The 14,897-nt window shown below is 64.6% G+C and carries 11 protein-coding genes; 8 read left to right on the forward strand and 3 right to left on the reverse strand.

What is annotated here, in order from left to right:
- Positions 1-16: 16 nt before the first annotated feature.
- The 4 genes from U4Y88_RS11985 to U4Y88_RS12000 all read left to right on the forward strand — a co-directional run bounded on the left by U4Y88_RS11985 (position 17) and on the right by U4Y88_RS12000 (position 6,955).
- A complete protein-coding gene (locus U4Y88_RS11985; RefSeq protein WP_224013412.1) occupies positions 17-805 on the forward strand; it encodes a metallophosphoesterase in 789 nt (262 codons plus the stop codon).
- A gap of 139 nt (positions 806-944) precedes the next feature.
- Positions 945-4,220 (forward strand): efflux RND transporter permease subunit, encoded by a 3,276-nt coding sequence (locus U4Y88_RS11990; protein WP_321784106.1) that lies wholly within the window; start codon positions 945-947, stop codon positions 4,218-4,220.
- A gap of 66 nt (positions 4,221-4,286) precedes the next feature.
- Entirely contained in the window at positions 4,287-5,495 is a 1,209-nt protein-coding gene (locus U4Y88_RS11995) for an efflux RND transporter periplasmic adaptor subunit (RefSeq protein ID WP_321784108.1), read from the forward strand.
- Positions 5,492-6,955, forward strand: a complete 1,464-nt coding sequence (locus U4Y88_RS12000; RefSeq protein WP_321784110.1) for an efflux transporter outer membrane subunit — start codon at positions 5,492-5,494, stop codon at positions 6,953-6,955. The genes U4Y88_RS11995 and U4Y88_RS12000 overlap by 4 nt, the downstream gene beginning before the upstream one ends.
- Before the next feature lie 11 nt (positions 6,956-6,966).
- Here the strand turns inward: U4Y88_RS12000 and U4Y88_RS12005 are convergent, their stop codons facing one another.
- From U4Y88_RS12005 to U4Y88_RS12015, 3 genes are all read right to left on the reverse strand, one after another.
- On the reverse strand, positions 6,967-8,442 hold the full coding sequence (locus U4Y88_RS12005; RefSeq protein WP_321784112.1) for a heavy metal sensor histidine kinase: 1,476 nt from the start codon (positions 8,440-8,442) through the stop codon (positions 6,967-6,969).
- A complete protein-coding gene (locus U4Y88_RS12010) occupies positions 8,442-9,119 on the reverse strand; it encodes a heavy metal response regulator transcription factor (RefSeq protein ID WP_224013417.1) in 678 nt (225 codons plus the stop codon). The genes U4Y88_RS12005 and U4Y88_RS12010 overlap by 1 nt, the downstream gene beginning before the upstream one ends.
- Positions 9,120-9,272: 153 nt before the next feature.
- Positions 9,273-9,563: a DUF4148 domain-containing protein gene (locus U4Y88_RS12015; RefSeq protein WP_321784114.1), complete on the reverse strand. Its 291-nt coding sequence runs from the start codon at positions 9,561-9,563 to the stop codon at positions 9,273-9,275.
- Positions 9,564-9,886: 323 nt separating this feature from the next.
- On the opposite strand from U4Y88_RS12015, the gene U4Y88_RS12020 reads away from it, so the two are divergent.
- The 4 genes from U4Y88_RS12020 (at position 9,887) to U4Y88_RS12035 (ending at position 14,804) form a co-directional block, all read left to right on the forward strand.
- On the forward strand, positions 9,887-10,390 hold the full coding sequence (locus tag U4Y88_RS12020; RefSeq protein WP_205991344.1) for a sigma-70 family RNA polymerase sigma factor: 504 nt from the start codon (positions 9,887-9,889) through the stop codon (positions 10,388-10,390).
- Positions 10,391-10,402: 12 nt separating this feature from the next.
- Positions 10,403-11,416 carry a FecR domain-containing protein gene (locus U4Y88_RS12025; RefSeq protein WP_321784115.1) on the forward strand — a complete coding sequence of 338 codons (1,014 nt, stop codon included), beginning with the start codon at positions 10,403-10,405 and terminating at the stop codon, positions 11,414-11,416.
- Between the two features lie 140 nt (positions 11,417-11,556).
- Positions 11,557-14,019: a TonB-dependent receptor gene (locus U4Y88_RS12030; protein WP_321784116.1), complete on the forward strand. Its 2,463-nt coding sequence runs from the start codon at positions 11,557-11,559 to the stop codon at positions 14,017-14,019.
- 17 nt (positions 14,020-14,036) lie between these two features.
- Entirely contained in the window at positions 14,037-14,804 is a 768-nt protein-coding gene (locus U4Y88_RS12035) for a hypothetical protein (protein ID WP_321784118.1), read from the forward strand.
- Positions 14,805-14,897: the final 93 nt, after the last annotated feature.

The raw sequence follows: 14,897 nt of genomic DNA on the forward strand, positions 1-14,897 counted from the left end.
CGTTGGCAGGCCCCTTATGCGTATTCAGATCGCTTCCGATCTGCACCTCGACGCGCTCGATGCGCGCTTTGCCGAGGCGCCCCCTTTTCCGCCCGCCCCGGACGCCGACGTGCTCGTGCTCGCCGGCGACATTCATCGCGGCACACACGCCATCGACACCTTCGCGAACTGGCCCGTGCCGGTGGTCTACGTCAGCGGCAACCACGAAGCCTATGGCGGCGCGTGGCCCGACGTGACCGCCGCGCTGCACGCGAAGGCCGAAGGCACGTCGATCCACTTTCTGGAGCGCAGCGCGGCCGTGATCGGCAACGTGCGTTTTCTGGGCTGCTGCCTGTGGACCGATTACGCGCTCTACGGCAATCGCGCGCGCGACATGCAATATGCGCTCGACACCAATTCGGATCACAGCGCGATCACGCTCGACGGCCGCGCGCCATTCAGCCCCGCTGACGCCTTGCTCGAACATCAGCGTTCGGTGGCCTGGCTCGTGCGCGAACTGGCGACGCCATTCAAGGGCAAAACGATCGTGGTCACGCATCACGGCATTTCGCCCGATTCGATTCACGACCGCTTCGCCACGCATCCCGACAATCCCGCCTTTCTCAGCGATCTGCGTTATTTGCTGCCCTACGCGGATCTCTGGATTCACGGCCACGTGCACGATTCGTTCGACTATCGCGCGAATGGCGCGCGCGTCGTGACCAATCCGCGCGGCTATCCGCTCAATGCCGGCGAGGCGCATCGCGCCGGCGAACTGGTCTGGGAAAACCGCGCCTTCGATCCGCTGCGCACCCTCGAGGTCTGATCCGCCTCGCCACATGACGATTTTGTAATCCGACGGTCACCCTGCGGCAAAGCCCCCGACGTCAGACTGCCGACTTCTGCCCGCATTGCGCGCGCGTTGTCCTGCACGCCGCGCGCGCTCACCGTCAAACAGGTTCGTCATGTGGATTGTCCGGCTCGCCCTGCGCCGCCCTTATACGTTCGCCGTTCTCGCGATTCTCATTCTGATCGCGGGACCGCTCGCGATTCTGCGCACGCCCACCGATATCTTTCCGAACATCGATATTCCGGTGGTCAGCATCGTCTGGTCGTATAACGGCTTTTCGGCGCAGGACATGGCGCAGCGCATCACTTCGAATTACGAACGCGCGCTGACTTCCGATGTGGACGATATCGAGCATATCGAATCGCAATCGCTGAACGGCGTGTCGGTCATCAAGGTGTTCTTTCATCCGGGCGCCGATATCAATCGCGCCATCGCGCAGGCCGCGAGCAATTCGGCGTCGATTCTGCGCGTGCTGCCGCCCGGCACGCTGCCGCCGAACATCATCACCTATAACGCCTCGACGGTGCCGATCCTGCAACTCGGCCTGTCGAGCGCGACGCTCGCCGAACAGCAGCTTTACGACCTCGGCAACAGCTTCATCCGCACGCAGCTCGCAACGGTGCAAGGCGCATCGGTGCCGCTGCCGTTCGGTGGCAAGGTGCGTCAGATCGTGGTCGATATCGACCCGCACGCGTTGCAGGCAAAAGGTCTCGCGCCGCTCGACGTGGTGAATGCGATCAACGCGCAGAACCTGATCTTGCCGGGCGGCACCGCGAAAATCGGCGCGCGCGAATACAACGTGCAGATGAACGGCAGCACCGACAGCATCGCCGCGCTCAACAATCTGCCGATCAAGACCGTGAATGGCAGCGTGATTTATGTGCGCGATGTCGCTCACGTGCGCGACGGCTACGCGCCGCAAACCAATATCGTGCGCAGCGACAGCAAGCGCGCGGCGCTGCTCACGGTCGAAAAGACCGGCAGTACCTCCACACTCACGATCATCGATCAGGTGCGCGCGCTGCTGCCGCATATCGCGGCAGGCCTGCCGAAAGCGCTGAAGATCACGCCGCTCGGCGACCAGTCGGTATTCGTGAAGGCCGCGATTGGCGGCGTGGTGCGCGAAGCGCTGATCGCCGCCGCGCTCACCGCGCTGATGATCCTGTTGTTTCTCGGCAGCTGGCGCGCGACGCTCATCATTGCCGTGTCGATTCCGCTCGCGGTGCTCACGTCGATACTCGCGCTTTCCGCGCTCGGCCAGACCATCAACATCATGACGCTCGGCGGCCTCGCGCTGGCCGTGGGTATCCTCGTGGACGACGCGACGGTCGCCATCGAAAACATCACGCATCACCTCGAAAACGGCGAACCGCTTTACGACGCCATTCTCAATGGCTCGGGCGAAATCGCGGTGCCGACATTCGTTTCCACGCTGTCGATCTGCATCGTATTCGCGCCGATGTTTCTGCTCACCGGCGTCGCGCATTATCTGTTCGTGCCGATGGCGGAAGCGGTGATATTCGCCATGTGCGCGTCGTATTTCTTTTCGCGCACGGTGGTGCCCACGCTCGCGCTCTATTTGCTCAAGCAACGTGCACCGGGCAAGACGCGCGCAAATGCGTTCGTCGCGCGCGTCACGCAATTTCAGGCCGCATTTGAAGCCCGTTTCGAAGCGTTGCGTTTGCGCTATCGCGCGGCGCTCGTAGGCGCCATCGCCAATCGCCGCCGCTTTATTCCGGTCTTTCTCGGCTGCTGTTTCGCCTCGCTCGCACTGCTCGCCTTCACGGGCCGCGACTTCTTTCCGAGCGTCGATACCGGCGAAATCCGCCTGCATCTGCGCGCGCCCACCGGCACGCGAATCGAACAAACCGCGCGTCTCACCGACGAAGTGGAAGCGCGCATTCGCAGCGTGATTCCCGCCGCCGATCAGGGCGCGATCCTCGACAATATCGGCGTGCCGGTCAGCGGCATCAATCTCACCTACGATTCCTCGGACCCGATCGGCACCGAAGACGCGGACGTGATGGTGTCGCTCAAACCCGGCCATCGACCGACTGAGCAATACGTCGCGCAATTGCGCGCGGCGCTGCCGAAGGCGTTTCCCGGCGTGACCTTCGCGTTCCTGCCCGCCGACATCGTGAGCCAGATTCTCAACTTCGGCTTGCCCGCGCCAATCGATATTCAAATCGTCGGCAACAAGCTCGCGGCGAATCGCGTCGTCGCCAACGATCTGCTCACGAAGCTGCGCGGCGTGCACGGTCTCGTCGATGCGCGCCTGCAGCAACCGGGCGACGCACCCGCCATCAATGTCGACGTGGACCGCACCAAGGCGATGCAATCGGGCCTCCTGCAACGCGACGTCGCGCAGAATCTGCTGATCGCGCTTTCGGGCAGCTCGCAGACCACGCCGAATTTCTGGCTCGATCCGAAGAACGGCGTGAGCTATCCGCTGCTGGTGATGATGCCGCAGTACGACGTGAATTCGCTGCAAGCGCTCGCGAATCTGCCGCTCACCGGTTCGAGCGCGAGCAACGTGAATGGCCCGCAAAACGCGGCACAAAACGCGAACGGCGCGCCGCCCGTGCAGAACCTGCTCGGCTCGCTCGGCAGCTTTACGCGCGCGACGCAGCAGGCCGTGGTCTCGCATTACAACGTGCAGCCCGTGCTCGATATTTTTGGCTCGGTACAGGGCCGCGATCTCGGCGGCGTGGCGAACGACGTGGCCGCCATCGTGCACAGCGAGGAAGCGAAGCTGCCGCCCGGTTCGTCCATCGTGATTCGCGGCCAGGTGCAGGCCATGCACGAAGCTTTCTCAGGCCTCCTGACCGGTCTCGTATTCGCCGTCGCGCTAGTCTATCTGCTGATGGTCGTGAACTTCCAGTCGTGGCTCGATCCGCTCATCATCCTGAGCGGCCTGCCCGCCTCGCTCGCGGGCATCGCGTGGATGCTGTTCGCCACCGACACGACGATCAGCGTGCCCGCGCTCACCGGCACGATCCTCTGCATCGGCATCGCTACCGCGAACAGCATTCTGGTGATCACCGCCGCGCGCGAGCGTCTGGCCGAAGGGCTCTCGCCCGCCGACGCCGCCGAACAAGCGGGCTTCACGCGCTTTCGCCCTGTGATGATGACCGCGCTCGCGATGCTGATCGGCATGTTGCCGATGGCGCTCGGGCTCGGCGACGGCGGCGAGCAGAACGCGCCGCTCGGCCGCGCCGTGATCGGCGGGCTCGCGTGCGGCACGCTGTCCACGCTGATGTTCGTGCCGGTGGTGTTCAGCATCGTGCATGGCTGGCTCGCCCGCCGCAAGGCGCGCGCCGAAGCGCGGGACGCTCAGCAAGCGCAGGACGCCGCCGCGCTCGACGTGCAAGCCGCCGACGCCGACCAATAACACCACGTGCTTCGCATTCCGCACTTAGCACCTGGCGCTTCCCTCTCTCTCGCTCGATTCACGATCATGAACGACATCGACCATTCACCCGAAAGCGGCACGCGTGCCAAACGCCGCTCACGCTCGTACGCCCTGCCCTTGCTCGCCGCGCTTGCGCTTGCGCTGCTCGCGGCGGGCGTGGTGCCGCGGCTGCGCGCGAGCCAGGCGCTCGCCGCGCAAACGGCCACGCAAAACACGCTCACCGTTTCCGTGGTGCAGCCGAAGCACGCGCCCGCGAGCGAAGACCTCGCGCTGCCCGGCGCCGCCACGCCTTACGCCGATGCCGCGATTTACGCGCGCACGAGCGGCTATATCGCGCACTGGTACACCGACATCGGCACGCACGTGAAGGCGGGCCAGGTGCTCGCCGATATCGCCGCGCCCGATCTCGACGCGCAATTGCGCGCCGCGCGCGCCGACGAAGTCTCCGCGCAAGCCGCGTATGCGTATGCGAAAACGACTGCCGCGCGCTGGCAAACCATGCTGCAAAGCCAGTCGGTCGCGCAGCAGGACGCCGATGCCAAGACCAGCGACATGCAGACGAAACAGGCCGCGCTCGCGGCCGCGCAAGCGAACGTCGCGCGCCTGACGCAACTGGTCTCGTATGAAAAAGTCACCGCGCCGTTCGACGGCGTGATCACGTCGCGCGACGTGGACGTGGGCGCGCTCGTCACCGCAGGCGGCACGCCGGGCACGCCCACGGCCGCGAACGAGTTGTTCCATCTTTCGCAAACGCAGACCTTGCGTGTGTTCGTCGATGTGCCGCAAGACGACGCGGCAAGCATCACGCCCGCCACGCAGGCGTGGCTGACGACGCAGCAATATCCTGGGCGGCGTTTCAACGCGCGCGTCGCGCGCACGGCGGGCGCGCTCGATCCTGTGAGCCGCACGTTGCGCGTGGAAATCGACGTCGACAATGCGGACGGCGCGCTGCTGCCCGGCGGCTATGTGCAGGCGCATCTCGCACTCACGACCGCGACACCCGCGCTCGACATTCCCGTGAGCGCGCTGCTGTTCCGTCCCGATGGCGTGTCCGTCGCCACCGTCGATGCGAGCGGCAAAGTGCACATCAAGCTCGTGCATCTGGGCCGCGATTTCGGCACGCATGTGGAAATCACTTCGGGTCTCGCCGACACCGATCGCGTGATCGACAATCCCGGCGACAGCATCACGAACGGCGAAGCGGTCAGCATCGCCACTTCATCGCCTGGCGCGGGAGCGAAGCAATCATCATGAGTCTCTGCACGCTGCCCAAACGCGCGCTCGCCGCTGCGCTAACCTCGACCGTGATCGCCACGCTGGCTGCGTGCTCGACGGTCGCGCCGTATCAGCCGCCCAAGGTCGAAGTGCCCGCGCATTTCGCGGGTTCGTCCGACGCGTCGGTGAACAAATCGGCGAACAAATCGGCGTGGCAGGTCGCAACGCCCGCCGACGCCACGCCGCGCGGCGCGTGGTGGACCGTTTTCAACGACACGGAATTGAATACGCTCGAAGCGCGTATCGACGTGTCGAATCAAAGCGTGCGCAAGGCGCTCGCGAATCTGAATCAGGCGCGCGCGTTGACCGATTATCAGCGCGCGGGCTTTCTGCCGACCATTACGGCGGGCGTCGCGCAGGACCGCTATCGCACGTCCGCGAACAAGCAGGGTTCGTCGCTCGCGGGCAAGACGATTCCCGATTACGCCGTGGGCGTATCGGCCACATGGGAACCCGATGTGTTCGGCCGCATTCGCGACGAAGTCACCAGCGCGAGCGCGAACGCCCAGGCGAGCGCAGCCGATCTCGAATCCGTGCGGCTGGCGATGAGCGCGCAACTCGCGGTCGATTATTTCGACCTGCGTTCGCTCGACGCGCAAAAGCAATTGCTCGATGCGAGCGTGCAGGCGTATGCGGACGCGCTGCGCATCGTGCAGAATCAGCAACGCAATGGCGCAATCGATGCTTCCGCCGTCGCGCAGGCGCAAGCGCAGCTCGACAGCACGCGCACGCAGGCCCGCGATATCGACGTGAACCGCGCGCAACTCGAACACGCGATGGCCACGCTGATCGGCGAACCGGCTTCGATATTCTCGCTGCCTGCCGCGCAAACGCGTTTCACGCTGCCGACCATTCCGCCGGGCCTGCCCTCGCAATTGATCGAGCGGCGTCCCGACATTGCCGCCGCCGAACGGCGCGTCGCCGCCGCCAATGCGCAGATCGGCGCAGCGCATGCAGCGTTCTTTCCCAATCTCGTGTTGAGCGCGACGGCGGGTCTCGAAAGTTCGTTCTTCGCGCCGTGGCTCAGCGCGCCGAGTCTGTTCTGGTCGATCGGGCCGCAACTCGTCGGTACGTTGTTCGATGGCGGCAAGCGCACGGCCACGTTGCATGGCGCGACCGCGCAATACGACGGCACGGTGGCCGATTATCGGCAAGCCGTGCTCGTCGCGTTCGAACAGGTGGAGAACAATCTCTCCGCGCTGCAAGCGCTCGCCGACGAATCGCTGACGCAGCAACGCGCCGCACAAGCCGCACAGCAGGCCTTGCAACTGACGACGAATCGCTTCAATGCGGGCGCGGTCAGTTATCTCGACGTGGTCACGTCCCAGACGATTGCACTCACGAACGAACGCGACGCGGTGGTGATCGAAGGACGAAGAATGGATGCCTGCGTGCGATTGATTCAGGCGCTGGGCGGCACGTGGAGCGCTGCGGAATAAAGCGCGGCTGTTCAGACAGCGTCGCGCGTGAAGCGGAGAATGAAGCGCGTGCTGCGCGCGTCGCTTTCCGCGCGCACGCTGCCGCCGTGCAACTCCATCACCGTGCGCACGATGGCGAGCCCGAGTCCGGCGGACGCGCCCGCGCCCATCGCTTCGGGCGCGCTCGTGCGCGAAGGATCGGCGCGATAGAAGCGCTCGAAAATACGTTCGAGATGTTCAGGCGGAATCGGCGTGCCGGGATTCTCGACCACGACTTCGAGCGCGTCCGCGGACGGCGTGGCCGTCAACGCGATTGTGCCGCCCGTCGGCGTATAGCGCAGCGCGTTCGCAATCAGATTGCTCAAGGCGCGGCGAAACAGTTCGACGTCGGCGTTCAAGGTGCCGCTGCCGTCGACGCGAATCGCCAGCCCCGCCTCTTCCGCCAGCCCTTCGAAATAGCCCGCAATACGTTCGAGTTCGTCGTACACGTCGAAAGTACGGCGGCGCGTTTCGAAGCGCGGATGCTCCGCGCGCGCGAGAAAAATCACGTTCTCGATCATGCGCGAAAGTCGTTCGCATTCCTCCAGATTCGAAGCGAGCACCGTTTGATACTCCTCTTCGGGACGCGGCCGCGCGAGCGCGATTTCCGTCGCGCCGCGAATATTGCTCAGCGGCGTGCGCATGTCGTGCGCGAGATCGGCGGTGAATTGCGAAAGACGCTGAAACCCCGCGTGCAAACGTTCGAGCATGGCGTTCAGCGACGCCACCAGCGTCGCCAGTTCACCAGGCAGGTGCTTCACGCGGATTGGCTGATCGAGCCGGTACGCGTTGACCTCGCGCGCCTGATCGGCGATCTGGCGCAGCGGCCGCAACGCGAGGCGAATCCACGCGTAGCTGCCGAGCAGCACGACGAGCGTGCCGACGCTGCCCGCGAAGCCGAGCGTGTCGCGATATGAATCGAGCAGGCTAAGCGGTCCGCGCATATCGCGCGCGATCGCCACGCGCACGGTCGCGCCGTCGCGCAACGTCACGTCGAAGGCGACGCTGCGCAGCGGCACGCCGCGCGCGCTGCGCCATTCGCGAATCGCGCTATCGGTGATGCGCGCGTCGGGCGCGAGCACGAGCGCGCCCGCATGGGCGGGCGACAGATCGACATCGGCGGCGGTGACGGCGTTGTGGAGCGGCGTGGGCGGTTCGTCGAAGGTCTCGCCTTCGTCGTGCGCGGCGAGTTGACGGCCTTGCGCATCGACGACCTGCATGGCGAGCGCGGGATTGCCGAGCACGGCGCTGGAGAGCCGCTGCGCGTGCGTGAGCGCGTCCTGCGCGGTGCCGAGTTCGACCGCGAGGCGGCGCACGTGGCGCGCGGCGAGCACCACGTCCTGATCGTCGTGTTTGCGCACCTGCTGCGCGAGCGCGAGATAGAGATACCAGCCCACGCAGACGAACACCGCGAGCGTGGTGGCGCTGAACGCCACTGCGAGCGTGACCGCGAGCGAGCGGCGCGCCATCAGTCGGCGTCCTTTTCTTCCATCACGTAGCCCACGCCGCGCACCGTGTGGATCAGCTTGTTCGGATACCCTTCGTCGATTTTCGCGCGCAAGCGGCGAATGGCGACTTCGACCACGTTGGTGTCGCTGTCGAAGTTCATGTCCCAGACGAACGAGGCAATTTGCGTGCGGCTCAGCACTTCGCCCTGGCGGCGTGCGAGCAGTTGCAGCAAGGAGAATTCGCGCGGCGTGAGATCGATGCGTGTGGTGCCGCGCTTCACGCGGCGGCGAATCACGTCGATTTCCAGGTCGGCGATGCGCATGCTTTCCGCTTCGCGTGGCGGCCCTCGGCGCGCCAGCGTGCGCACGCGCGCGAGCAATTCCACGAAGGCGAAGGGCTTGACGAGGTAATCGTCGCCGCCGAGTTCGAGGCCTTGCACGCGGTCGGCCACATCGTCGCGCGCGGTGAGAAACAGCACCGGCGTGGGCTTGCTCGCGCGCAGGCGCTTGAGCACGGCCCAGCCGTCGAGCACCGGCAGCATCACGTCGAGCACGATCACGTCGTACTCCTCCTCCTGCGCGAGCAGCAGCCCCTGAGCGCCGTCGGTCGCGAGGTCCACGCTGCAGCCCGATTCCTCCAGGCCTTTTTTGACGTAGGCGCCCGTCTTGGGCTCGTCTTCGATAACGAGGACTCGCATAGCTTTTCTCCGGCTTTATTCCGCCTCCCTGATGGCGCGATTCTACCGGGTTCGCGCGCGCATGGCGGTCAAGCGGATAACGGCCGCATTACATTTTCGACATATTCGCCCGCCCGCGGATAAAGACCGCGAATGGCGAATTATCGTGGCGCTTCAATGGTGTTCGTAAATCGCTTTGACGGCCATCGGCGCGGCGGAGGCGCCCGACTCCGAATAGCTCGCGGACGTCATGCCATATCCGCTGTCGTTTTGCGTAGGCGCCTGAGCGCGGATTGCCGGGTCGGGATAGCGCGTATTGGACGGATGCAGCGTGCCGTCATGTTCGGCCTGAACGATTTGCGCCTTGACCTCGGCACGCGAGACCGGGTCGTGGGATTGGGCGAACACCACGCTCGGCAGCATGGCGGCGGCAACGATCATCGAAACAAAGAATTTGGCTTTCATGGATTCATCCTCGAATAAGAGCAATCGAATTGACTGCGGGGTAATGACGAGTCCATTTTGTGATTGGCTGCCTTAAGAGAACATGAAAACGCGCAGAGATAACGAATTGGTAATCCAGCGGTTATGTGCGTGCAATTTCGCTTATTCCGCACTCAATGCCCATCCAACTCTCCAAATAAAGGGTCAGGTAAAGAGCCAATGCAAATCGAGTTTTCGAGAACAATTCTCATTTACTTTTGCGAAGCCGGCGTGTAAGCTACGCGACAGAATTGGTCACCCAAACCCTTACTCGCCCGCCACGCGAATCGCCCGTGTAAAGACGCATGAACGCCCTTCCGCCCACCGTGCACCTCGAAATCGAAGCGCTCTATCGGGCGCATCACGGGTGGCTGCACGGCTGGCTGCGGCGCAAGCTCGGTTGCGCGCATCGCGCGAGCGATCTCGCGCACGACACGTTCACGCGCCTGCTCGATCGCGAGGAGCCGATCGAGGCGCGCGAGCCGCGCGCGTTTCTCACCACCGTCGCGCAGCGTGTGCTTTATAACCACTGGCGTCGCGAGCAGGTCGAACGCGCGTATCTCGACGCGCTCGCGCACGTGCCCGAAGCGCTCGCGCCCTCGCCCGAAGAACAGGCGCTGCTGCTCGAAACGCTCTGCGAAATCGACAAGCTGCTCGACGGCCTGCCCGTCATCGTCAAGCGTGCGTTTTTGCTCGCGCAACTCGATGGCGCGACGCATGCGGAAATCGCCGAGTCGCTCGATATTTCGCTGGCCACCGTGAAGCGCTATCTGGCGAAGGCCGCCGCGCAGTGCTTTTTCGCGCTCTGAGCGGAGCGCGCCGTGAATGTCACTCCGCCCAATGTGGCGCCCGAAGTCGCGCATCGCGCCGTGGAATGGTGGCTCGATCTGAGCAGCGGCAGCGTGACGCCGTCACAGCGCGCCGACTTCGACGCGTGGCGCGCGGCGCATGCCGATCACGAACGCGCCTGGCAGCATATCGAAGCTGTCTCCCGACGCTTTCAATCGATCGGCGATAGCGGCTCCGCGAATGCCGCGCGCGCGGCGCTCACGCGCGCCAAGGCGACGACGCGCAATGGCGCCGGACCGGCCTCGCGTCATCGTCGTGCGGGCATCAAGGCGCTCGCCGTGCTGCTGTTCGCGGGCGGCGCGACGTGGAGCGCGCGCCATCGCTCGGCGTGGCCCGGCTGGACCGCCGATCTGCACACGGCCACCGGCGAAGTGCGCACGCTCACGCTCGCCGACGGCACCACACTCACGCTAGATACCGCCACGGCCGTCGACCTGCGCTTCACGCCGGACGAACGGCGCATCGTGCTTCGGCGCGGCGCGATCATGGTCGCGACCGGCCATCGCGATGGCCCCGCGCCCCGGCCCTTCGTGGTGGAAACCGCACAAGGCACGGCCACGCCCATCGGCACGCGCTTTTCGGTGCGCCAGGCGCGCGACGCCACGCAACTCGCCGTGTTCGAAGGCGCCGTGCGCGTGGTGCCGAACGCCGCGCCGTCGGCCGCGCAAACGCTCAACGCGGGCGAACGCGTGCAATTCACGGCCGATGCCGTGCTCGCGAAAGAAGCCGTTTCGAATGCGGCGGCCGCGTGGACGAAAGGCATGCTCGTCGCGAGCAATCAGCGTCTGGACGATCTGCTCGACGAACTCGCGCGTTATCGCGAAGGCATCGTGCGTTGCGATCCGCGCGTGGCATCGCTGCGTGTTTCCGGCACCTATCTGCTCGCCGACACCGACCTCGTCCTCGAAACGCTCACACGTGCGTTGCCGCTGCGCGTGGATTACCTGACGCGCTTCTGGGTCACCGTGGGCCCCGCTCGCGCGTGACGATGCGCACCGCGCGCTCATTTCCCCACGCTATTTCAGCACGATAAAAAATTTCGAAAAAAGCTGAGCTGTTTTCGAATCTCGCGGGACAAGCCCAATGAGAGCACTTCTTCATCGGACTTTTTCCAGGCTTCACGACCATGCATTCACCTCATCACGCCGAGGCGGCACCCGCCTTGCGTCAGCGCCACTGGATCGGCATCGCGGCGCTCGCCCTCTTTGCGATCAGCGCGACGACGCCCGCACTCGCCGCCGCGAATGCAAACGACACCGCACAACAGGCCTCGACGCGGCAAACCTATGACATCGCCGCGGGTCCGCTCGACGCGGCGTTGAATCAGTTCGGCCAGCAGGCCGGCGTGATGATTGCGTATCCGGGCGCACTCGCGGCGAATCGCACGAGCGCGGGACTGCATGGCGAATATGGCGTGGCGGAAGGCCTCGCGCGCATTCTGCGCAACACGGGTCTCTCGGCGAACGCGCAAGCGAACGGCAGCTTCACGCTGACCGAAGACCCCACGAATGCCGATCTCGACGATCGCGCGGTGCTGCCCGCAGTGAAAGTGGGCGCGTCGACGATCAAGGCCGGCAGTTATCGCGCGCCCGCCGAAGCGAATATCACGCGCTCGGACACGCCCGTGCTCGACACGGCGCAGGCGATCAACGTCGTGCCCGCGCAGGTGCTGCGCGATCAGCGTCCGCGCAATCTCGACGACGCGCTCGCGAACGTGAGCGGCATCGTGCAAGGCAACACGCTCGCGGGCACGCAGGACACGCTGCTCAAGCGCGGCTTCGGCGGCAATCGCGATGGCTCGATCATGGAAAACGGCATGCCGCTCGTGCAGGGCCGCGCGCTGAACGACGCCGTGGACAGCGTGGAAGTGCTCAAGGGGCCGACGTCGCTGCTCTACGGCATCATGGACCCGGGCGGCGTGGTCAACGTGGTCAGCAAGCAGCCCATGCTCACGCCGTATCACGCGATTTCGGTGCTCGGCTCCACGTATGGACATGGCCGCAACGGCGGCGGCGCGACGCTCGACACCACCGGTCCGATCGGCGATACGGGTCTCGCTTATCGCCTCGTGCTCGATCAGGTTAACGAACAATACTGGCGAAATTTCGGCGAGCATCGCGAGACGCTGGTCGCGCCTTCGGTCGCGTGGTATGGCCGCGATACGCAGGTCGTGCTTTCGTATCAGTACCGCAAATTCCTCTACCCGTTCGATCGCGGCACGGCGCTCGATCCGAAGACCAATGCGCCGCTGGCGATCTCCGCGCGCGAGCGTCTCGACGAACCGTTCAACGAAATGCGCGGCGAGTCGCATCTCGCGCAATTGCTCGTCGATCACCAGATCGATCCGAACTGGAAGGTTCATTTCGGCTATAGCTATAACCGCGAAACCTACGATGCAAACCAGTTGCGCGTGCAGGGCGTGAACAGCACGACGGGCGTGCTGTCGCGCAGCAACGACGCAACCCACGGCGCGGTCAGCACCGACAGTTACGGCATCGCTTACGTCGACGGCCACTTCGATATCGCGGGTCTGCGTAACGATCTTCAGGTCGGCGTCGACGACGAATATCGGCGTATTTATCGCGCGGATCTGCTGCGCCAGGCCACGCAATATACGTTCAATTATTTCAATCCGGTTTATGGGCGCGAGAGCCCGTCGAGCACGGTGTCGGCAAGTGACAGCGATCAGACCGACACGCTGCACGATACCTCCGTGTTTCTGCAAGACAGCCTGCATCTGACCAGCAAGTGGATACTCGTGGGCGGCGCGCGATTTATTTCGTATAACCAGGTAGCGGGCAAAGGTCGTCCGTTCAAGGCGAATACCGATCTGAGCGGCACCAAATGGCTGCCGCGCGCGGGCGTGATCTACAAGTGGACCGAGAATTTCTCGCTCTACGGCAGCTATACGCAGTCGCTCAAGCCGACTTCGACGATCGCGCCGCTGAGCACGGGCGTGGTGATCGATTCGTCGGTTCGGCCCGAGGAAGCCACGTCGTGGGAACTCGGCGCGAAGATCGCCATGCCAGCCGGTCTCACCGGCACGCTCGCGCTGTTCAACATCGACAAATCGAATGTGCTGGTCTCGCAGTACAACGACACGACCAAGGAAACCGACTGGCGCACCTCGGGCAAGGCGCGTTCGCGCGGCGTGGAGCTCGACGTGTCCGGGCAGATTGGCGAGCACTGGAGCGTGATCGCGAGCTACGCGTATATCGACGCGAAAACCACCGAAGACCCCGAATATGCGGGCAACCGGCTCTGGAACGTCGCGCAGAATACGGCGTCGCTCGCGGCGGTCTACGACTTTGGCGCGCTGTTCGGCGGCGACCAGTTGCGCGTGGGCGCAGGCGCGCATTACGTGGGCGCGCGCCCCGGCGACTCCGCCAACAGCTTCACGCTGCCTGCCTACACGGTCGCCGACGCGTTCGCGACCTACGACACGAAATGGGGCGGCCATCGCGTCTCGTTTCAGTTGAACGTGAAGAACCTCTTCAACAAGACCTATTACCCGTCGAGCGCGAACCGCTATTTCGTCGCGGTCGGCGACGCACGCCAGGTCTCGCTGCTCTCCACTTTCGAATTCTGATGCGCACACGAACCCTCATGAAATCGCGTCCTTCGTCATTCAAAACCGACACGCCCAACACACGTTCACGGCGCAACGCGCTGCTCACGCTCGGCGCCCTCGCCACTTCTTTAACCACAGCGTTCGCCTCGCCCGGCGCACGCGCACAACGGCCCGACACGTCCGGCACCGTGCTGATGGTGGTGCAGCTCAAGGGACCGAATCTCGCCGTCGATCAGGCGATCGCGGCGCGTCTGCAAGCGCGCGGCTATACGGTTCGGCTCGTCGATCAGGATGTCGATCCCGCACTCGCACACGACGCGCGGCTCGTCGTCATTTCGTCGACGGTCTCGGCCAAGGACGTGTCTGCGGGCTGGCGCAACGCACCCGTGCCGCTGCTCACGTGGGAAAACGACCTGCTCGACGATCTCGCGATGAGCGGCAAACGGCACGACACCGACTTCGGCGAAGTGGCGAAGGAGCGCTATCTGTGGCTCGTGAACGCGCCGCACGCCGCCTCGGGCGGCTTGAGCGCGGGCGTGTCCAACGTCTTCCGCAAGCAGGCGCCGATGAGTTGGGGCAAGCCGGGGCTCGGCGCGTCGATCATCGCGACGATTTACGGTCAGCCGGAGAAGGCCGCGATTTTCACCTACGAAAAAGGCGCGACGATGGACTACGAAGCGCTCGCGCCCGCGCGGCGCACGATGTTCTTCATGGACAACGATTCGTTTCCTAACCTCTCGGAAGCGGGCCTGCGCCTGTTCGACGCCGCCATTGACTGGACCGCGTCGCGCGAGCGCACATAAACCCAAGGCCCGATCCGGCACGCAAAAAAAGCGCTGCACGCGCCGCCGGATCGCTGGTCATGTCACGATGTGAAATACCTTCACTTCGTAAGA

It is taken from the genome of Paraburkholderia sp. J94 (assembly GCF_905220285.1).
GTDB classification, from domain to species: domain Bacteria; phylum Pseudomonadota; class Gammaproteobacteria; order Burkholderiales; family Burkholderiaceae; genus Paraburkholderia; species Paraburkholderia tropica_A.

What these genes read in the sequence shown, in the direction of transcription:
- U4Y88_RS11985 (WP_224013412.1), top strand. Translation starts at nt 17, where the DNA reads ATGCGTATTCAGATCGCTTCCGATCTGCACCTCGACGCGCTCGATGCG.
- U4Y88_RS11990 (WP_321784106.1), top strand. Translation starts at nt 945, where the DNA reads ATGTGGATTGTCCGGCTCGCCCTGCGCCGCCCTTATACGTTCGCCGTT.
- U4Y88_RS11995 (WP_321784108.1), top strand. Translation starts at nt 4,287, where the DNA reads ATGAACGACATCGACCATTCACCCGAAAGCGGCACGCGTGCCAAACGC.
- U4Y88_RS12000 (WP_321784110.1), top strand. Translation starts at nt 5,492, where the DNA reads ATGAGTCTCTGCACGCTGCCCAAACGCGCGCTCGCCGCTGCGCTAACC.
- U4Y88_RS12005 (WP_321784112.1), bottom strand. Translation starts at nt 8,442, where the DNA reads ATGGCGCGCCGCTCGCTCGCGGTCACGCTCGCAGTGGCGTTCAGCGCC.
- U4Y88_RS12010 (WP_224013417.1), bottom strand. Translation starts at nt 9,119, where the DNA reads ATGCGAGTCCTCGTTATCGAAGACGAGCCCAAGACGGGCGCCTACGTC.
- U4Y88_RS12015 (WP_321784114.1), bottom strand. Translation starts at nt 9,563, where the DNA reads ATGAAAGCCAAATTCTTTGTTTCGATGATCGTTGCCGCCGCCATGCTG.
- U4Y88_RS12020 (WP_205991344.1), top strand. Translation starts at nt 9,887, where the DNA reads ATGAACGCCCTTCCGCCCACCGTGCACCTCGAAATCGAAGCGCTCTAT.
- U4Y88_RS12030 (WP_321784116.1), top strand. Translation starts at nt 11,557, where the DNA reads ATGCATTCACCTCATCACGCCGAGGCGGCACCCGCCTTGCGTCAGCGC.
- U4Y88_RS12035 (WP_321784118.1), top strand. Translation starts at nt 14,037, where the DNA reads ATGAAATCGCGTCCTTCGTCATTCAAAACCGACACGCCCAACACACGT.